The organism is Microbacterium sp. Y547 (genome assembly GCF_057669785.1).
Map to the genome: position 1 here is coordinate 74,920 of NZ_JBYHFN010000003.1, position 18,035 is coordinate 92,954.

Below are 18,035 nucleotides of genomic sequence, written 5' to 3' on the forward strand. Positions count from 1 at the left end.
CGCCGCGGGCCGCGCCCCTGCCAGACGCACGGCGCCGACACGCCCGCACACGCGATGCCATCCGTCGCCACTCGGCAGATGAACCGGCTCGCAGGAACTCGTACAGGCGCGCGCCCGCGCGGCCCGCCGGAAGCGGGACCGCGTCGAGATGCGTGACAGCCACCTCAGTGGCCCGAGGTCACTCCCCGCCGAGCACCTGACGCAGCAGGTGCATGAGCGCCGACAGCTGAACGGAGTCGCTCGACTGCGGATCCAGCGCCTCACCGTCGAGGGCACGCGCGGCGAGACCCTGCTTCGAATCGATGAGCTCGGCGATCTTCGTGTCGATGGTGTGCGCCGCGATGATCCGCCACGCCGTGACGGGCTCGTCCTGTCCGATGCGGTGCACCCGGTCGATCGCCTGTGTCTGCTCGGCAGCCGTCCACGACAGCTCGGCGAGCACGACGTTCGACGACGCCTGCATGTTCACGCCGACGCCGGCGGCCGTGAGCGAGCACACCGCGATCCCGACCTCGGGGTCGTTGTTGAAGTCGTCGATCGCCTGCTGGCGCGCCGTCGTCGTCTGGTCTCCGCGCAGCGACACGGTCTTCAGCCCCGCCGCGGCGAAGTGCGCCTCGGCGGCATCCATCACATCGATGTGCTTCGCGAAGAAGACGACCTTGCCGACCGAGCGCTGCAGCTGCACGGCGTAGTCCGCTGCGAGGACAGCCTTGGCCTGGCCGATCCGACGCACCATCGTGAAGACGTTCTCCGAGCCGGAGCCCGCAGCCTTGGACTCTTCGAGCTCGCTGTGGGCGACGAGACGCACGATGTCGTCGTCGATCTCGCCCGGCATCAGGCCCCGGTCGCCGCGAGCCTCGATGATGCGGCGGTACTTCGCCGCGAGGCGCTCGCCCAGCTCGCGCTCGGCGGCGCGGATCGAGCGGCCGAAGTCGTCGTCGAGCTCGACCGGAAGGTCGGCGACGAGCTTGTCGGGCAGATCCGCCGCGACGTCCTTCTTGCGGCGGCGCACGATCCCCATCGAGATGACGGCGTCGCGCGCTTCGGGGTAGAAGGCTTTGTCTGCCGGCGTGAGTCCCGTGTCATCGAGCCGCTCCATCAGGAGCGGGCCCGGCTTCTCGCCGTTCGTCCACCCGAGGAACCGCCAGATCGCGTCGAAGTCCTCGACGTCGTTGATGAGCGGCGTACCGGTGAGTGCCATCAGCAGCGGGTCGCGCACCTGCTCGCGGATGAGCGCCGCGAGGGCGAGCACGTTGCGCGAGCGCTGCGACGACAGGTTCTTGATGAAGTGCGCCTCGTCGACGACCATGCCCTTGAGCCCGATCGACGAGAGCCACGACAGGTGCCTGTCGAGGATCTCGTAGTTGACGATGAAGACGTCGGCGAACGCGTCGATGTCTTCGCCGTCGCCCGAGATGACCGTCGCCCGGCGCTGCGGCGTCCACCGCTCGACTTCGCGGGCCCAGTTCATCTTCACGACGTTCGGCACCACGACCAGCAGCGGATAGGCACCGGCGACGGATGCGGCGAGCACCGACTCCGCCGTCTTGCCCAGGCCCGGCTCGTCGGCGAGGAGGAAAGTGCGGTGCCCGTGGCGCACGGACTCGAGGAACCGAGACTGGTGCACCATGACCTCGAGCCCCTTGGGCGAGATCCGGTCGAACTCGGGCACGGGCGGCAGCGGCATCGAGGCTGATCCTCCGCCGGCGCCGGTCTCGAAGGCCTTGTACAGGGGCCCCATGAGCTCCCAGCCGTCGAGTCGACGGCGCGGCGTCTCTTTCGGAGCCCGCAGAGCCAGGTCGGGCTCGAGGAAGGGGTTCGCCTCGCGGCGGGCCTCGACCTGCGGCGGGAACACCTGGCGCTCGGCCAGAGCGGCCGAGACCACGGGGGCTGCGGCGGGTGCGGCGTCGGTGATGATGAGTTCGTCGGGGGCGAGTTCAGCACCCGATTCGAGCAGCCAGTCACGGCGCATGCGCTTGGCGACCGGCGACGTTGCCTGGTCGACCTCGAGCAGCTGAATGAGCGATGTGTCGCGGGCCGCGGTCTTGGCGAGGATCGTCGCGACGCCGTCGAGGCGCTTGAGCAGCTCGGCGCGCGGTCCGTCGCCGAGCGTCGTGTCGGCCTTGACGCGCGCACGCTCTTCGCGCACGAGGAACGCGATGACCTGGAACTTCACGCGGTTCGTCGGGCCGAGCTTGCCACGCTGCGACTTGGCCTCGACCTCACGCACCTTGCGCGCGAGGATCGGGATGATGGGGGCTTCGTCATCGCGACGGGCTGACGAAACGGGCTTGCGCCGCCGCTGCGACGACGACTTGCCGGTGGTCGATGCCGTGGTCGGCATGCTCCTCCTGAGGATATGCGCCGGATACTCCGGCGGAACCGGTCGAAACCGGCGATGCTGGTGGTCCCGCGGGCGGCTTGGCAGCCGTCACTGACACGGATGGGATCTCGCCGCCTCCGGCCGCGGGCACTCGCTTCTGCGAGCTGCGACATCGGGGGCGGGCTTGCCCAGCGACCATCCTAGCGCGTCGGCAAGCTCAGCCCCACAGAGTCTCGACGATGTCTTCGGTGTAGCCCTCGGGCGAGACGTTGACCCACCGCGTCGAGACCCACCCTGAGCCACCGAGGTAGTGCGTCTCGCCGAGCGTGACGAGCTCGTCGTCCTGCGTGATCATCTCCTGCTCGATGCGGTGGATCGAGCCCTCGTGGTAGTCCTCGGAGAGGAAGCCCTCCTGCTCGAACGCCCGGAAGAGCGCATCGCGCTGCTCGGGCGTCACGATCGTCACGTTCGTCGCGATGCCGCGTTCGGATGGCGGTCCCCACGTGCAGCGCAGGGTCTCGGTCGCCGCGGACAGCATCTCGATCGCCTCGACGTTCTGCGACGAGAGCATCGTGACGCCGGGATCGTTGAGCGGCGGCACCTCGGCCTGAAGCACCACGAGCATCTCGGGCGAGTAGATCTGCTCGCACGCGGTCGGGAGCACCAGGTCATCGACGGGGTCGCCCGTCGCCGACGGCGCGGCCGAGGGCGTCGCACTGACCGAGGGCGACGGCGAGGTCGTCGGGGTGGCCGTCGGAACGGGCTCGGGCTGGCACCCCGTCGTCAGGATCGCAAGAGCGAGCGCCGAGGCGACGGCCCCGGCGCGCGTGAGCGGATGACGACGCGATGACATGGGACCTCCCGGAGCGGATGCGACGCCCCGACCCTACCTCCCGCGCGCGACCGCCTGCTGCCACTCGGATAGCGTGCCGGGATCATCGGTCACGATGCCGTCGACCCCCAGCGCCGTGACTTCACCCCAGTGCCTGTCGGAATTGAGCGTGTAGACGACGACGCGAAGGCCCGCGGCGTGCGCCTCGTCGACGATGCCGGGTCGCTCCAGCACGGCACTGCGGCTCACGACGATGCCGCGCGCTCCGGCATCGGCGGCCGCCCGCACGGCATCGGGCGGAAGATGGCGCAGGATGAGCATCCGCGGCGCCAGATCGGAGGCGTCCGCGGCGAGCGCGAGCGTGCGGGCGTCGAAGCTCGACAGCGCCACCCGGCGTTCGAGGTCGCGCGCTTCCAGTTCGTCGACGACACGCGCGAGGGATGCCGCATCCCACTCCCCCTTCAACTCGACGAGCGCCCGCTGCTCGGTCCCGGCGAGCACGTCGAGGAACTCCGCGACGGTCGGCACTCGCGTGCCGGCGTAGTCCGGATGGAACCACGCCCCGGCGTCGAGTGCGCGAATCTGCGCGAGCGTCAGGGCGTCGACCCGGCCCTGCCCGTCGGTCGTGCGATCGACCGTGGCATCGTGCATCAGCACGGCGTGGCCGTCGAGCGTCAGGGCGACGTCGACCTCGACGTAGTCGAAGCCGGCGGCGAGGGCCGCCGAGATCGCGGGAAGCGTGTTCTCGGGGGCCGTCGCCCCACCGCCGCGGTGACTCGCGATGAACGCGGCCTCACCGGGGGTGCGCGGGTCGCCGAGCAGTTCGCTCGTCCCCACCCGCGCGGGCGTCGCCCCGACGAGTGCGATCAGGATGCTCACGACCGTGAGGACACCGACCACCGCGAGCGCCTGCATCCGGTCGCCCTGACGGGCGGTGACGGTGTCGACGGGCATCGGGTGTCCTTCCACGGCGTCGTCCTCGACGCCGTGGGACCAACCCTAACCCCTCCGTTACCCTTTCGTTATTGTTTTTCGCGAGCGTCGCGGACGGCGTCCCACAGGGCGTCGGCGACAGCCCGTTTCGTCCCGTCTGCGCGGGCGGCGATGCGCCCTGCGGCATCCAGCACCACGACCTCGTTGCTTTCGGCCTCGAAGCCCTTCGCCCAGCCCACTTCGTTGACGACGAGCAGGTCCACGCCCTTGCGCGCAGCCTTGCGGCGTCCCCGGTCGACGAGCGACTCGCCCTCGGCAGGTGTCTCGGCGGCGAAGCCGACGATGGTCTGACCGAGGCGGCGAGCGCGGACGAGCCCCGCGAGGATGTCGGCGTTCTCGACGAGCTCGAGGGTCAGCCCTCCGGCGGCGTCTTCCTTCGCGAGCTTCCGCGCTGAGACGTGGGCGACGCGGTAATCCGAGACGGCGGCCGCCATGACGACGACGTCCGCGATCTCAGCAGCGGATTCCATGGCTTCGTGCAACTCGCCCGCCGTTCCGACGCGCACGATCCGCACGCGCGGATGAGCGGATGCCGCCGCCAGTACGCCGTCATCGACGTGGGCTGCGACGAGATCGACGTCGGCGCCGCGGTCGGCGGCGGCCAGGGCGACCGCGGCGCCCTGCCGGCCGCTCGAGCGATTGCCGAGGAAACGCACGGGATCGATCGGCTCACGCGTGCCGCCCGTGCTCACGGCGACGCGCCAGCCGGCGAGGTCGCGCGTGCTCGGCGCCACTGCGGCGAGCGCCGCGGCGACGATGACTTCGGGATCCGACATCCGCCCCGGGCCGCTGTCGCCGCCCGTGAGCGCGCCGTCGTCGGGACCCACGATCGTGACGCCCCGGCTGAGCAGCGTCTCGATGTTGGCGGCCGTTGCGGGATGCCGCCACATCTCGGTGTGCATGGCGGGCGCGACGACGACGGGTGCCGTCGTGGCGAGTAGGGTCGTCCCGAGGAGATCGTCCGCGAGTCCCGTGGCCATCTTCGCGAGGCTGTTCGCCGTCGCAGGCGCCACGATGACGAGATCGGCCGACTGGCCGAGCGACACGTGACGCACGCGGGCGACATCGTCGTGGACAGAGGTCGTCACGGGGTTGCGGCTGATCGACTCCCAGGTCGGCAAGCCGACGAACCGCACGGCATCGGCCGTCGGCACGACGTGCACGTCGTGTCCCTCCAGAACCAGGAGGCGCACGAGGTGCACCGACTTGTAGGCGGCGATCCCACCGGTGACTCCGACCACGACGAACATCATCCGATCTTGGCACGACCGCGCCCGACGAGACAGGAGACCGCATGTGCACCGTCGTCATCCGCGTTCCCGAGACGGCGAGTGAGGCCATCCGGCTGCTCGCGATCCGCGACGAGGACCCCGCGCGCCCGTGGAACCCGCTCGGGCGCTGGTGGCCCGAGCCGCACGAGGGCGTCATCGGCGTGCGCGACGTCCGCGCGGGCGGCGCGTGGCTCGCCGCCGACTCCGACACGCGACGGCTCGCCGTGCTGCTCAACCGCGTCGATGTGTCCACCCGGCCGGAGTCCGAGCTCGTCTCGCGCGGCGGCATCGTGTTGGACTCGGTCGCGGGGCGCTCCCCCGCGGGGTCGCCCGCGACGCACGGATTCAACCTCGTCGAGGTCGACGCGCAGAGCGCCCGGGTGTCATCGTGGGACGGCGATCGGCTGCGCACGACGACACTCGCCCCGGGCACGCACATGATCGCGCACGATGACGTCGACGACCCGACGACACCGCGCATCGCCCACTGGCTCGACGCTTTCCGCGCCGCCGAACCCGACGACGACGCCGCGTGGTGGCATCCGTGGCTCGCCGTCCTCGAAGAGTCGACGCGGCTCGAGAGCACCGACGACCGCGCGATCATCCGCGACAATCGCCCGCTCGGCTACCCGACCCTCTCGCTGCTCGCCTGCATCGCGTCGGCCGGCGCCGGCGGCATCGATGTACGCTACGGCGAACTCGACGTGCCGGGGCACTGGGGCGGCCTCGACATCGACGGACGGCCGACGAACGGCGGCTCCTGACCTGAGCCGGAGCGTCGCCGAGCGACGTGAGCCGCCGGCGGTCAGACCAGCGACTTCGTGTGCCAGACCGTCTTGATCTCGGTGAAGGCCGACATGCGGGCGAGCGAAGGCCCCGCGGCATCCGGCCCGTTCTCGGGAGGGAGCACGCGCGTCAGCGTCTCGGCGGCCGCTATCTGCAGGTCGACCCAGTCGATGTCGCCCGCGCCCACGAGGTCGAGGCCGTGCACGTCGGGGTGCGACGCGAGCCACGGTGCGATCTCGGCCGGGGAGCCGGTCAGCACGTTGACGACGCCCGCGGGCACGTCCGAGGTCGCGAGCACCTCGGCGAGCGAGATCGCCGACAGCGGGAAGCGCTCCGAAGCGACCACGACGACGGCGTTGCCCGTCACGAGTGCCGGCGCGATCGCCGAGACGAGGCCGAGAAGGGCGGTGTCCTGTGGCGCGATGACCCCGACCACGCCCGTCGGCTCGGGCACCGAGATGTTGAAGTACGGCCCCGCGACGGGGTTGCCGTTGCCGGCGACCTGAGCGAACTTGTCGCACCACCCGGCGTACCAGACCCAGCGGTCGATCGCCTCATCGACCTCGGCGAGCGCGGCGTTCGTCGACGCGCCCGTCTGGGCGACGATCTCGTCGGCGAACTGCCCGCGGCGCCCCTCGAGGATCTCCGCGACGCGGTACAGCACCTGTCCCCGGTTGTAGGGCGTCGCCCCGGACCAGCCCTTCACCGCGCCACGCGCGGCGGTGACGGCGTCGCGGGCATCCTTGCGCGAAGCGAGCGACGCGTTCGCGAGGAAGGCCCCCTTCGGGGATGCCACTTCGTAGGTGCGTCCGGATTCGCTGCGCGGGAACTTTCCGCCGATGTAGAGCTTGTACGTCTTCGGCACGGTCAGTCGCTTGCTCACTTGACGCCCCCCTTCAGGTAGGCGAGGAGGCCGTGTCGGCCGCCCTCGCGGCCGTAGCCGGATTCCTTGTATCCGCCGAACGGCGAGGATGGGTCGAATCGGTTGAACGTGTTCGCCCACACCACCCCCGCGCGCAGCCGGTCGGCGACGGCGAGGATGCGCGACCCCTTGTCGCTCCAGATGCCGGCAGACAGGCCGTAAGGGGTGTTGTTCGCCTTCTCGATCGCCTCGGCGGGCGTGCGGAAAGTGAGCACCGACAGCACCGGCCCGAAGATCTCGTCACGGGCGATGCGGTGCGAGGCCTGCACATTGGTGAAGATCGTCGGGGCGAACCAGAACCCGCTGTCGGGGATGTCGCAGTCGGGGCTCCAGCGGACGGCGCCCTCGTCTTCGCCGATCCGGCTGAGCTCGTGGATGCGGTCGAGCTGCGCGCGCGAGTTGATCGCTCCGATGTCGGTGTTCTTGTCGAGGGGGTCGCCGAGGCGAAGCGTCGACACGCGCGCCTTGAGACGGTCGACCACCTCGTCATGGATCGACTCCTGGACGAGCAGGCGGCTGCCGGCGCAGCAGACGTGGCCCTGATTGAAGAAGATGCCGTTGACGATGCCCTCGATCGCCTGATCGACGGGGGCGTCGTCGAACACGATGTTCGCCGCTTTGCCGCCGAGTTCGAGCGTGAGCTTCTTGTCGGTGCCGGCGACGGCCTTCGCGATCTCGCGCCCGACGGCCGTCGAGCCCGTGAACGCGACTTTGTTGACATCGGGATGCCGCACCAGTGCCGCACCGGTCGCTCCGGCCCCCGTCACGATATTGACCACACCGGGCGGCAGATCCGCCTGCTGCAGGATCTCGGCGAAGATCAGCGCCGAGAGGGGGGTCGTCTCTGCGGGCTTGATGACGACGGTGTTGCCCGCCGCGAGGGCGGGCGCGATCTTCCACGCCAGCATGAGCAGCGGAAAGTTCCACGGCACGACCTGACCGGCGACCCCGAGTGCCTGGGGCTTCGCGCCGAGTCCCGCGTGATCGAGCTTGTCGGCCCAGCCCGCGTAGTAGAAGAACCAGGCGGCGACCAGCGGCACGTCGACGTCGCGACTCTCTTTGATGGGCTTGCCGTTGTCGAGGCTCTCGGCCACGGCGAGCTCGCGCGCTCGCTCCTGCACGAGGCGGGCGATGCGGAAGAGGTACTTGCCGCGGTCGCGTCCGCTCATCTTCGACCACGTCTTGTCATACGCGCGGCGGGCGGCCGCGACCGCGGCATCCACGTCGGCTTCCGACGCCGAGGCGATCGTCGCGATGTGCGATTCGTCGGCGGGTGAGATCGTCGCGAACGACTCCCCCGAGCCGTCCCGGAAATCTCCGTCGATGAAGAGCCCGTAGCTGTCGCGCAGGTTCAGCACCGCGCGAGACTCCGGCGCGGGTGCGTAATCGAGGAATGTCATCTTCTCTCCCAGCTGCTGCCCTTCGGCAGGCTCAGGGACCGCCCGTGCGGCACCCATCAGTCGATCGTCACGTAGTCGGCGCCGGAGTAGTGACCGGTCCGGAGCTTCTGACGCTGCAGCAGCACATCATTGAGCAGGCTGGAGGCCCCGTAGCGGAACAGGTGCGGCTGCAGCCACTCCTCGCCCACCGTCTCGGCGACCGTCACGAGGTACTTGATGGCGTCCTTCGAGGTGCGGATGCCCCCGGCAGGCTTCACGCCGATCTTCTCGCCCGTCGCCCGGTGCCAGTCTCGGACGACCTCGAGCATGAGGAGCGTCGTCGGCAGCGTCGCCGCAGGCTGCACCTTGCCCGTCGAGGTCTTGATGAAGTCTCCGCCCGCGAGGATCGCGAGCCACGACGCGCGTTTGATGTTGTCGTAGGTGTTGAGCTCACCCGTCTCGAGGATGACCTTCAGCGAGGCGTAGGTGCCGTCCTCGCGGCGGCATGCCTGCTTGACCTGCGCGATCTGGTCGAAGACGAGGCCGTACCGCCCCGAGAGGAACGCACCGCGGTCGATGACCATGTCGATCTCGTCGGCGCCGTTCGCGACTGCCTCGGCGGTGTCCGCGAGCTTGATCGCCAACGACGCCCGTCCCGACGGGAACGCCGTCGCGACGGCCGCGACGCTCACGCCGCCGTCGTCGGGGTCACCGTGAGCCGCGCCGAGGGCTGCGACGGCGTCGGGCACCATGTCGCCGTAGACGCAGACCGCGGCGACGCGCGGGCAGGTGGGATCCGAGGCATCCGGATTCAGGGCCTTCGCGACCAGCGAGCGCACTTTGCCCGGGGTGTCGGCACCCTCGAGCGTCGTGAGGTCGATGAGCTGGATGATCTTGTCGAGCGCCCACGCCTTCGAGGACGTCTTGATCGAGCGGGTGCCGAGCGCTGCGGCGCGCTGCTCGAGGCCCACCGCGTCGACCCCCGGGAGCCCGTGCAGATACCGTCGCAGCGTCGTGTCGTCCGGTTCGCCGCCGAGGACGCTCCGAGTGATCTGACCACGGTCTCTCGCAGCCGCGAGTTCGTGTGAAGTCATGTCTGGTGGTCCTGTCTGGTCGTGCATCCGCGATGGCCTCGTGAAGCCGTTCGCCTCCGATGCTATGTTCTCCGCGCCGCTGCGTGGGACGCGTCGGTGATCGGGGCCCGGACGACCTCGACGGTCGAGTCGAGGGTTTGCCGTGGGACGAGCGTGCGCCCGCCCCACGGCAGACGATCAGAGGCAGCTCTCGATGTAGAAGTACTTCGAGATCTCCGGGTCGTCAGCGTTCTCCGTCGTCGCGATGATGTTCTCGAGCACCTTCGGCGACTCGATCGATGCCGTGTCGCCGGTCAGCTGCGCGTAGGCGTACTCGACACCGAGGCGTCCCTCCTGGATGAAGTCCTGGACGACGAGGATGTTGATGTTGCCGGCGCGGAGCTGCTCCACGGTCCCGGGCTCGGCGTCGTAGCCGGCCACGACGATCTCACCCTGACGGCCCGCGTTGACCACGGCGTTCGCCGCGCCCGTCGCCGAGTTGCCGTTGACGCCGAACACTCCGGTGAGGTCGGGGTGAGCGAGCATGAGCGCCTGGACCTGGCTCTCTGCCGTCGCAACGACCGACCGCGAGAACTCCGGCTCCAGGACCGTGACGTCCGGGAACTTCTCCTCCATCACGGCGCGGAAGCCGTCGACGCGATCGACGTCGGTCGTGGCTCCGGGCACACCGGAGATGATCGCCACGGTGCCCTGCCCGCCGATCGCTTCACCGAGGGCCTCAGCCGCAGCGCCGCCGCCCTGGCGTCACGACACCGATTCGGCCGCGCGGGGTCGCACGACGACCGGGGTGCGCTGCGCTCGACGGCAGTCGCCGGAAGCACCGGCATGCCGCAGCCGGCGGCCACAGCGGCAGCGAGCAGAAGACGCCGCCGACGCGGACCGAGCGCCGACGGAGTCGACGCGGTTCGTGCGCGCCTCGACGGTCAGCTCAGGGTGCGGCGCACCCGCTCGACATCGTCGGCCATCTGCTCGATGAGGGCGTCGATACCCTCGAACGCCACCATGCCGCGCACCCGATCGATGAACTGCACCTCGACGCGGTGACCGTACAGGTCGAGCTCGGTCTCATCGAGCACGTGGGCTTCGACCTGCCGCACGGGGACATCGTCGAACGTCGGATTCGTGCCGACGCTGATCGCTGCGGGATGACGGATGCCGGGACGCAGTCCGTCGGCGGAGGTCTCATCGACGAGCCAGCCCGCGTAGACACCGTCGGCAGGCACGAAGCCTTCGAGATCGGGGCTGAGATTGGCGGTGGGAAAGCCCATCTCGCGACCTCGCTTGAGACCGTGGACGACCTCTCCCCACACGGCGTGGGGGCGACCCAGCAGCTTCGCCGCGGTCGCGACCTCGCCCTCGGCGAGGAGCTCGCGCACCCAGGTCGAGGACACCCGGCGATCTCCCTCGACGGCTCGGACATCGTCGACGACCTGCACGTCGAAACCGAACTCGCGTCCGAGGTCGCGCAGCACTTCGACGGTGCCGGATCCTCGACTGCCGAAGCGGAAATCCCCGCCCACGAGCACGACGCTCGCGCCCAGCGCATCGACGAGCACGCGCTTAACGAACTCGCGCGGGCTCTGGTCGGCCAGCGCCTGATCGAAGGTCAGCATGAGCGTCGCGTCGACGCCCGTCTGAGCGAGGAGCTGCAGCTTCTGATTCACCCCGACCAGGGTGGGCGGGCAGAGGTCGGGCCGCAGCAGGGCGAGCGGGTTGCGGTCGAACGTCACGGCCACCACGCGAGCGCCGCTGGCCGCGGCATCCACCATCGCCCGGCCGATGACGGCACGGTGACCCGAGTGCACGCCGTCGAACTTGCCGATCGCGACGATCGACGGGCCGAAGCCCGAGGGCACCTCGGCGGGGTCGCGAAAGACGATCACGAGGCCACCGTGGGAGCAGCTGCGGTCGCGTCACGCGTGCGGTGGGTGATGAGCCACCACAGCCCCAGGAATGGCAGCACGAGCGGCACGAAGACATAACCGAGCCCGAACCAGGACCACACCGTCGGGTGGCCGAAGATCTGGGGCACGACGAGCGACAGCGTGCCGACGACCAGCACGCCGACAAGTTCGAAGGCGATCGCCGCCCAGGCGATGCGGTACCACGCACGAGAGCTCGAGAAGACGAGCGCGAGCGTCGCGAGGATGTAGACGACGGCGGCGAGGGCCGACAGCGAGTACGCCAGCGGAGCCTCGTCGAATTCGCGGACGATCTGGACGAAGGACCGACCGGTGGCGGCGAGCGCCATGACCGCGTAGACGATCACGAGCACACGGCCGATGCCGGTCATGCGGGGGCGAGCAGGCGACGTCATGACCTGTCAATCCTAGGACGGATGCCGCTTGTCCGCGCCGCGCGCCCGGTCATGCGACCTGCACGGTCCAGATGACCTGCATGCGCCACACCATGACGGCGACCGACAGCGCCGCGATGCCCATGATGACAGTGCTCCAGCGGCTGCGTTCGACCAGAGCCCACAGCGCCGCGGCGGGAGGCAGGATGACGGCCGAGACGAGGTACACCCACAGTTCGAGAAGGCTGCCCGTCGGCGGATTTCCCGCGAGCGGCGAGACGATCGCGATGACGACCTGGGCGATGAGCAGCAGCTCGATGAGCGCGAGGGAGCCCACCGTCAGGTCACTCGGGCGGCGCCCCATGAGCCCCAGGACGACGCACAGCACTCCTGCCGAAACGGCGACCACCAGCTGGGCGATCGTGAACCACAGGATCATCGGGGTGCCTCCTCAGGCATGTTCATGGCGCTCTTGATGTCGGCGCCGCGCCGCTCGACGATGCCGACGAGGGCGCCGTCGGGTGCGATGACGGCGGTCGGCGAGTGCGGCAGACGGGATGCGGCATCGATGAGGCGCTTGCCGTGTCGCAGGTCGCGCGCTTCGTCCTGGGTCACGTCGAGGCGGCCGAGAACGGCCACCGCCGCGGCGGCCGGGCTCAGGTGGTCGGCATCGGCCAGGTCGTCGATGGATGCCGCCTCGGCGAGGGGGAACGGCCCGATGCGTGTGCGCCGCAGCGCCGTGAGGTGCCCGCCGACGCCGAGCGCGGAGCCGAGGTCTCGCGCGAGAGCGCGGATGTACGTGCCGCTCGAGCAGTCCACGGCGACGTCGAGGTCGAGGACGCCCGGCTCCGAGGTCGCTTCGGGCCGGCGGATGTCCAGCACCTCGAACCGCGACACGGTGACCTCGCGCGGCTTGAGTTCTACGGCTTCACCCGAGCGCGCGAGGTCGTACGCGCGACGTCCGTCGACCTTGATCGCGGAATACGTGCTCGGCACCTGCGAGATCCGGCCCGTGATCCGGGCGATCTCGTGGGCGATGGCGGCATCGTCGAGGCCGGCGGCATCCGTCGTGGCCGTGGTCTCGCCCTCGGCGTCGTCTGTGTCGGTCGTGACTCCGAGGCGGATCGTCGCCTCGTAGGTCTTGTCGAGGCCGACGATGTAGGTGAGCAGGCGCGTGGCCCCCTCGACACCCAGCACGAGTAGCCCCGTCGCCATCGGGTCGAGCGTGCCGGCGTGGCCGACCTTGCGGGTACCCAAGGCGCGGCGCGCGCGCGCGACGACGTCGTGACTCGTGATGCCCTGGGGCTTGTCGACGAGGACGATGCAGGGCGCGGGCATACCCTCCAGCTTACGGCGCGCCCTCCGGCCGGAAGACGGCCTCGCGGGCGCGCGGCGGGGCGGATCGAGGCTTAGGCTGGCGGGCGTGCCCGACCTCACGACGCCGCTCATCGCGTGGTATCGGCGGAACGCGCGCGACCTGCCGTGGCGCCGCGCCGGGTACGGCGCATGGGGCATCCTCGTCAGTGAGTTCATGCTGCAGCAGACGCCGGTGGCCCGCGTCATTCCGCTGCTGGCCTCCTGGCTCGAGCGCTGGCCGACCCCCTCGGCCCTCGCCGCGGCCACTCCGGCCGACGCCGTGCGCGAGTGGGCGAACCTCGGTTACCCCCGGCGCGCGCTGTGGCTGCACCGCGCCGCGACCGAGATCCGCGACCGTCACGACGACACCGTGCCGCGCGACGTCGGCGAACTGCTCGCCCTCACCGGCATCGGCGACTACACGGCACGCGCCGTCGCCGTCTTCGCGTACGGGGACCGGCACCCGGTCGTCGACACGAACACCCGACGCGTGCTCGCCCGCGCGGTCGACGGGCGCAGCCAGCCCGGCCCGCCCGCCACGCGCGACCTCGCGGCGATGGCGGCCCTCCTGCCCGGTGACGACGCCGATGCCGCCGTCGTCAACGCCGCCGCGATGGAGTTGGGCGCCCTCGTGTGCACGGCCCGGACTCCCCGCTGCGGTGAATGCCCCCTGGCCGACCGCTGCGCATGGCGTGCGGCGGGGTACCCCGACACGGGCGACAAGCGCCGCAGGCAGGCGCGCTACGAAGGCAGCGACCGACAGGCCCGCGGTGCGGTGCTGAAGACGTTGCGGGATGCCACCGACCACCGCGCGCCGCTGACCGAGGTCATCCCCGACTGGGCAGATGCCCGCCAGCGTGATCGCGCGATCGACTCCCTCATCGCCGACGGCCTCGCCGAGGCGACGGACGGTGTCCTCGCACTCCCCCGCTGACCACGGCGCCCGCCCTTCGTCCGACAGACGGCGTTCCGTTCATATGTCGCCGAGTGCGCCGCGCGGCTGCACTCGACAGCACAGTGAGGCACATGAGCGAGGGGCGTTCCGTTCACTTGTCGCAGACTGACGGCGGGGAGGTCAGCCGAATCAGGCAAACGAGCGACCGGAGCGTCGACGGACGACGCACATCCGAATCCCGGAAACGAAGAAAGCGGATGCCGCGTGGCACCCGCTCTCTTCATCGACGTGGATCACTCCGCGTCGTCACTCTTTTCGTACGGGTCGGCGTCGCCCGCGTAATCCGCGGATGCCGCGAGTCCGGCCACAGCCGCATCCCGCTCGCGTGCCTCGCGCAGCAGGTGCTCGATGTGGCCCGCGTTCTCGGGGATCGCGTCGGGGATGAACTCCAGCGTCGGGGTGAGCCGCACGTTGAGCTGGCGTCCGACCTCGCTGCGCAGCAACCCGGTCGCGGACGTGAGCGCCTGGGCGCTTGCCGCGCGCTCCTCATCTGTGCCGAGGACGGTGTAGAACACCGACGCGTGCTGCAGGTCGCCCGTGACGCGCACGTCGGTGATCGTGACGAACCCGAGACGGGGGTCGCGCAGACCCTTCTCAAGCCGCTCGGCCAGCACGACCTTGATGCGGTCGGCGACACGTGCTTGGCGTTCCGATGCCATGATGACTCCTTTCGAAACGTGGGGGACGCCCGACGGCATCCCCCACGTCGACGATCACGTACGAGGCTTCTCGACCATTTCGGTGGTCTCGATCTCGTCGCCCACCTGGATGTCGTTGTACTTTCCGAGGCCGATACCGGCTTCGAAGTCGGTGCGCACCTCGGTGACGTCGTCCTTGAAGCGGCGCAGCGAGTCGATGGCCAGGCCATCGGCGATCACGACGCCGTCGCGGATGACGCGCGCCTTGGCGTTGCGCGTGATGGTGCCCGAGCGGACGATGACACCGGCGATGTTGCCGTACTTCGAGGAGCGGAACACCTCGCGGATCTCGGCGACACCGGAGCGGACCTCTTCGAACTCCGGCTTGAGCAGGCCCTTGAGCGACTGCTCGACATCGTCGATCGCGTTGTAGATGACCGAGTAGAACCGGACGTCCACACCCTCACGGGCAGCGCGCTCGCGCGCCTTCGTGTCGGGACGGACGTTGAACCCGATGACGATCGCGTTGTCGATCGTCGCGAGGTTGATGTCCGACTCGGTGATCGCACCGACACCGCGGTGGATGATCCGAAGCTGCACGGAATCGTCGACCTCGATCTTGAGGAGCGACTCCTCCAGCGCCTCGACGGCACCGGACACGTCGCCCTTGATGATGAGGTTGAGCGACTCGACCTTGCCCTCTTCGAGAGCACGCGTGAAGTCCTCGAGCGAGATGCGCTTGCGAGCCTTCGCAAGCTGCGCGTTGCGCTCGGCGGCTTCGCGCTTCTCGGCGATCTGGCGTGCCATGCGGTCCTCGTCGGTGACGATGAACACGTCACCGGCGCGGGGCACGGAGTTCAGACCCTGCACCTGGACCGGACGCGAGGGGTAGGCCTCGTGGACGGCGTCGCCGTTCTCGTCGATCATGGCGCGCACGCGGCCATAGGCCGTGCCCGCGACGATCGCATCGCCGACGCGCAGCGTTCCGGACTGGATGAGCACGGTGGCAACCGAACCGCGGCCCTTGTCGAGCTTCGCTTCGATCGCGATGCCGCGCGCCGCCTTGTTCGGGTTCGCCGTGAGGTCGAGTCCCGCATCGGCGGTCAGCAGCACGGCGTCCAGAAGCTCCTGGATGCCGGTTCCGTTGCGCGCCGAGATGTCGACGAACATGACGTCGCCGCCATACTCCTCTGCGACCAGGCCGTACTCGGTGAGCTGCTGACGCACGCGCGCGGGGTTCGCATCGGGCTTGTCGATCTTGTTGACCGCGACCACGACCGGCACACCTGCAGCCTGTGCGTGGTTGAGCGCCTCGACCGTCTGCGGCATGATGCCGTCGTCGGCGGCGACCACGAGGACCGCGATGTCGGTGACCTGCGCACCACGGGCACGCATGGCGGTGAACGCCTCGTGACCGGGGGTGTCGATGAAGGTCAGCGCGCGCTCGATGCCATCGTGCTCGGTCCAGACCTGGTACGCACCGATGTGCTGCGTGATGCCACCGGCCTCGCCCGCGACCACATTGGTCTGGCGGATGGCGTCCAACGTGCGGGTCTTACCGTGGTCGACGTGACCCATGACGGTGACGACGGGCGGACGGATCTCGAGGTCGTCCTCGCTCTCCGCCTCGAGTTCGGCCTCGAGATCGAGACCGAAGCCCTCGAGGAGCTCCTTGTCTTCGTCCTCGGGCGACACCATCTGAATCTTGTAGCCGAGCTCAGCACCGAGAACCTCGAACGTCGCCTCATCGAGCGACTCGGTGGCCGTGGCCATCTCACCGAGGTTGAACAGGATCGTCACGAGCGTGCCGGGCTGCACGGTGTAGCCGCGCAGCGCCTCGAGCTTGTCGGCGAAGTCGGCGATGGATGCACCGCGGCGAAGGCGGATGATCTCGCCGTTGCCCTTCGAGACGTTGACGCCGCCGACGACCGGCGCCGACCGCATCTCGAACTCTTGACGCTTCGCCCTACGCGACTTGCGCTGCTTCGACTTGCCGCCACCCTTACCGAAGGCACCTGCAGTGCCACCGCCGGGGCCACGACCGCGACCGCCACCACCACCGGGGCGACCGGCGAAGCCGCCGGTCGGACCACCGGGACGCTGGAAGCCACCAGCGGCACCGCCGGGACGGCCGGGACCGCCGGGACGCTGCTGGAACGGTGCACCGGGACGACCGCCGCCACCGGGGCGGGCGCCCTGACGCGGGGCGCCCGGACGGGGAGCTCCGGGACGCGGAGCCTGCGGGCGCGGGATGTTGCCGGGGTTGGGCCGCTGGCCCATGCCCTGCGCCGAAGCGAACGGGTTGTTGCCCGGACGCGGGCCGGCGGGCCGCTGGCCCATGCCCTGCGCAGAAGCGAACGGGTTGTTACCGGGACGCGGGGTACCACCCGGACGGGGCGGCTGCGGCGTCGCTGCACCGGGGGTGCCTGCGCCGGCGTCGGTCTGTGCGACCGGAGCCGCGGGGGCCTCAGCAGCGGGCGCGGCAGGCGCGGGAGCCGCCGGAGCCGGCGTGGCCGGAGCGGGCGCCGCCGGAGCGGGCGCGGCCGGAGCGGGCGCGGCCGGAGCGGGCTTCGGCGCTGCGGGAGCAGGTGCGGGGGTCGGTGCCGCAGGGCGCGCGGGACCGGGACGGCCCGCGGGGCGCGCGGGAGCGGGCTTGCTCTCGCCGCCTTCAGCGGGCTTCTTGGCGCCATCTGCCTCGAGGGCGGCGCGAAGTTTGCGAGCCACGGGCGGCTCGATCGTCGACGAGGGGCTCTTGACGAATTCGCCGAGCTCCTTCAGCTTGGCGAGGGCCACCTTGCTGTCGACACCGAGTTCCGATGCGATCTCGTGGACGCGGGGTTTGGCGTTTGCCACAGTTCTCCTGTCTGGGGTCTGCCCAGACAGGACAGACCATTAGTCGCGGACGGGTCTCATTTCGAGCCGTTCACTTTGTTTCCATAGCCATTCAGCCGTTTCTCGATGGTCTGCGTGTCAGGCTGCCCTGACACACGGAGTGCACGCACGAAGGCATGGCGCCGAAGGGCGGCGGCCATGCACTCATGTGTGTCGTGGACCCACGCGCCCCGCCCCGGCAGAATCGCCCGCTCGTCGGGGACGAGGGTCGATTCGATGGAGACCACCCTCAGAAGGGCGGACCGTGGCGCGCGCATGCGGCAACCGACACACGTTCGTACGGGGTCCATGGTACACC

The 18,035-nt window shown here is 70.0% G+C and carries 16 protein-coding genes and 1 pseudogene; 2 read left to right on the forward strand and 15 right to left on the reverse strand.

Going from position 1 to position 18,035, the window contains the following annotated elements:
• Positions 1-178 precede the first annotated feature (178 nt).
• The 4 genes from AC25Y0_RS05740 to coaBC form a co-directional block, all read right to left on the reverse strand.
• Positions 179-2,344: a DEAD/DEAH box helicase gene (locus AC25Y0_RS05740; RefSeq protein ID WP_488134362.1), complete on the reverse strand. Its 2,166-nt coding sequence runs from the start codon at positions 2,342-2,344 to the stop codon at positions 179-181.
• Between the two features lie 196 nt (positions 2,345-2,540).
• Positions 2,541-3,176, reverse strand: coding sequence for a hypothetical protein (locus AC25Y0_RS05745; protein ID WP_488122203.1), 636 nt, complete (start codon positions 3,174-3,176; stop codon positions 2,541-2,543).
• Positions 3,177-3,209: 33 nt separating this feature from the next.
• Positions 3,210-4,109: a glycerophosphodiester phosphodiesterase gene (locus AC25Y0_RS05750; protein WP_488122202.1), complete on the reverse strand. Its 900-nt coding sequence runs from the start codon at positions 4,107-4,109 to the stop codon at positions 3,210-3,212.
• Between the two features lie 68 nt (positions 4,110-4,177).
• On the reverse strand, positions 4,178-5,398 hold the full coding sequence (gene coaBC, locus AC25Y0_RS05755) for a bifunctional phosphopantothenoylcysteine decarboxylase/phosphopantothenate--cysteine ligase CoaBC (protein ID WP_488122201.1): 1,221 nt from the start codon (positions 5,396-5,398) through the stop codon (positions 4,178-4,180).
• Positions 5,399-5,442: 44 nt separating this feature from the next.
• Here coaBC and AC25Y0_RS05760 point away from each other — a divergent pair, with 44 nt between their 5' ends.
• Positions 5,443-6,183: an NRDE family protein gene (locus AC25Y0_RS05760; RefSeq protein WP_488122200.1), complete on the forward strand. Its 741-nt coding sequence runs from the start codon at positions 5,443-5,445 to the stop codon at positions 6,181-6,183.
• Between the two features lie 41 nt (positions 6,184-6,224).
• On the opposite strand, the gene AC25Y0_RS05765 is transcribed toward AC25Y0_RS05760, so the two are convergent.
• From AC25Y0_RS05765 to truB, 8 genes and pseudogenes are all read right to left on the reverse strand, one after another.
• Complete coding sequence (locus AC25Y0_RS05765; protein ID WP_488122199.1) at positions 6,225-7,088, reverse strand: aldehyde dehydrogenase family protein; 864 nt, start codon at positions 7,086-7,088, stop codon at positions 6,225-6,227.
• Positions 7,085-8,527 carry an aldehyde dehydrogenase family protein gene (locus AC25Y0_RS05770; protein ID WP_488134443.1) on the reverse strand — a complete coding sequence of 481 codons (1,443 nt, stop codon included), beginning with the start codon at positions 8,525-8,527 and terminating at the stop codon, positions 7,085-7,087. Before AC25Y0_RS05770 ends, AC25Y0_RS05765 begins: the two co-directional genes overlap by 4 nt.
• A gap of 56 nt (positions 8,528-8,583) precedes the next feature.
• Complete coding sequence (gene deoC / locus AC25Y0_RS05775) at positions 8,584-9,600, reverse strand: deoxyribose-phosphate aldolase (RefSeq protein WP_488122198.1); 1,017 nt, start codon at positions 9,598-9,600, stop codon at positions 8,584-8,586.
• Positions 9,601-9,777: 177 nt separating this feature from the next.
• Positions 9,778-10,329: pseudogene (locus tag AC25Y0_RS05780) on the reverse strand (substrate-binding domain-containing protein); the annotation flags it as partial.
• Between the two features lie 194 nt (positions 10,330-10,523).
• On the reverse strand, positions 10,524-11,483 hold the full coding sequence (locus AC25Y0_RS05785) for a bifunctional riboflavin kinase/FAD synthetase (RefSeq protein ID WP_488122189.1): 960 nt from the start codon (positions 11,481-11,483) through the stop codon (positions 10,524-10,526).
• Positions 11,480-11,917: a hypothetical protein gene (locus AC25Y0_RS05790; protein ID WP_488134363.1), complete on the reverse strand. Its 438-nt coding sequence runs from the start codon at positions 11,915-11,917 to the stop codon at positions 11,480-11,482. Before AC25Y0_RS05790 ends, AC25Y0_RS05785 begins: the two co-directional genes overlap by 4 nt.
• Before the next feature lie 49 nt (positions 11,918-11,966).
• Positions 11,967-12,335 (reverse strand): hypothetical protein, encoded by a 369-nt coding sequence (locus tag AC25Y0_RS05795; protein ID WP_488122187.1) that lies wholly within the window; start codon positions 12,333-12,335, stop codon positions 11,967-11,969.
• On the reverse strand, positions 12,332-13,234 hold the full coding sequence (truB, locus tag AC25Y0_RS05800) for a tRNA pseudouridine(55) synthase TruB (RefSeq protein WP_488122186.1): 903 nt from the start codon (positions 13,232-13,234) through the stop codon (positions 12,332-12,334). The genes AC25Y0_RS05795 and truB overlap by 4 nt, the downstream gene beginning before the upstream one ends.
• An 85-nt stretch (positions 13,235-13,319) precedes the next feature.
• On the opposite strand from truB, the gene AC25Y0_RS05805 reads away from it, so the two are divergent.
• The gene (locus AC25Y0_RS05805; protein ID WP_488122185.1) at positions 13,320-14,186 is read left to right on the forward strand and encodes an HhH-GPD family protein; all 867 of its coding nucleotides are present in this window, start codon (positions 13,320-13,322) and stop codon (positions 14,184-14,186) included.
• A 254-nt stretch (positions 14,187-14,440) separates the two neighbouring features.
• Here AC25Y0_RS05805 and rbfA read toward each other — a convergent pair whose 3' ends face one another.
• From rbfA to AC25Y0_RS05820, 3 genes are read right to left on the reverse strand one after another with little or no spacing between them, the layout of a single operon-like run.
• Positions 14,441-14,866 carry a 30S ribosome-binding factor RbfA gene (gene rbfA / locus AC25Y0_RS05810; protein ID WP_488122184.1) on the reverse strand — a complete coding sequence of 142 codons (426 nt, stop codon included), beginning with the start codon at positions 14,864-14,866 and terminating at the stop codon, positions 14,441-14,443.
• A gap of 54 nt (positions 14,867-14,920) precedes the next feature.
• Positions 14,921-17,698 (reverse strand): translation initiation factor IF-2, encoded by a 2,778-nt coding sequence (gene infB / locus AC25Y0_RS05815; protein WP_488122183.1) that lies wholly within the window; start codon positions 17,696-17,698, stop codon positions 14,921-14,923.
• 56 nt (positions 17,699-17,754) lie between these two features.
• Positions 17,755-18,027 carry a YlxR family protein gene (locus tag AC25Y0_RS05820; RefSeq protein ID WP_488122182.1) on the reverse strand — a complete coding sequence of 91 codons (273 nt, stop codon included), beginning with the start codon at positions 18,025-18,027 and terminating at the stop codon, positions 17,755-17,757.
• Between the last annotated feature and the right edge of the window lie 8 nt (positions 18,028-18,035).

Bases quoted from the DNA above. Each gene is read 5' to 3' on its own strand.
- deoC (WP_488122198.1), bottom strand. From the start codon at position 9,600: ATGACTTCACACGAACTCGCGGCTGCGAGAGACCGTGGTCAGATCACT.
- AC25Y0_RS05790 (WP_488134363.1), bottom strand. From the start codon at position 11,917: ATGACGTCGCCTGCTCGCCCCCGCATGACCGGCATCGGCCGTGTGCTC.
- AC25Y0_RS05760 (WP_488122200.1), top strand. From the start codon at position 5,443: ATGTGCACCGTCGTCATCCGCGTTCCCGAGACGGCGAGTGAGGCCATC.
- rbfA (WP_488122184.1), bottom strand. From the start codon at position 14,866: ATGGCATCGGAACGCCAAGCACGTGTCGCCGACCGCATCAAGGTCGTG.
- AC25Y0_RS05770 (WP_488134443.1), bottom strand. From the start codon at position 8,527: ATGACATTCCTCGATTACGCACCCGCGCCGGAGTCTCGCGCGGTGCTG.
- AC25Y0_RS05750 (WP_488122202.1), bottom strand. From the start codon at position 4,109: ATGCCCGTCGACACCGTCACCGCCCGTCAGGGCGACCGGATGCAGGCG.
- AC25Y0_RS05740 (WP_488134362.1), bottom strand. From the start codon at position 2,344: ATGCCGACCACGGCATCGACCACCGGCAAGTCGTCGTCGCAGCGGCGG.
- AC25Y0_RS05820 (WP_488122182.1), bottom strand. From the start codon at position 18,027: ATGGACCCCGTACGAACGTGTGTCGGTTGCCGCATGCGCGCGCCACGG.
- truB (WP_488122186.1), bottom strand. From the start codon at position 13,234: ATGCCCGCGCCCTGCATCGTCCTCGTCGACAAGCCCCAGGGCATCACG.
- coaBC (WP_488122201.1), bottom strand. From the start codon at position 5,398: ATGTTCGTCGTGGTCGGAGTCACCGGTGGGATCGCCGCCTACAAGTCG.
- AC25Y0_RS05795 (WP_488122187.1), bottom strand. From the start codon at position 12,335: ATGATCCTGTGGTTCACGATCGCCCAGCTGGTGGTCGCCGTTTCGGCA.
- AC25Y0_RS05745 (WP_488122203.1), bottom strand. From the start codon at position 3,176: ATGTCATCGCGTCGTCATCCGCTCACGCGCGCCGGGGCCGTCGCCTCG.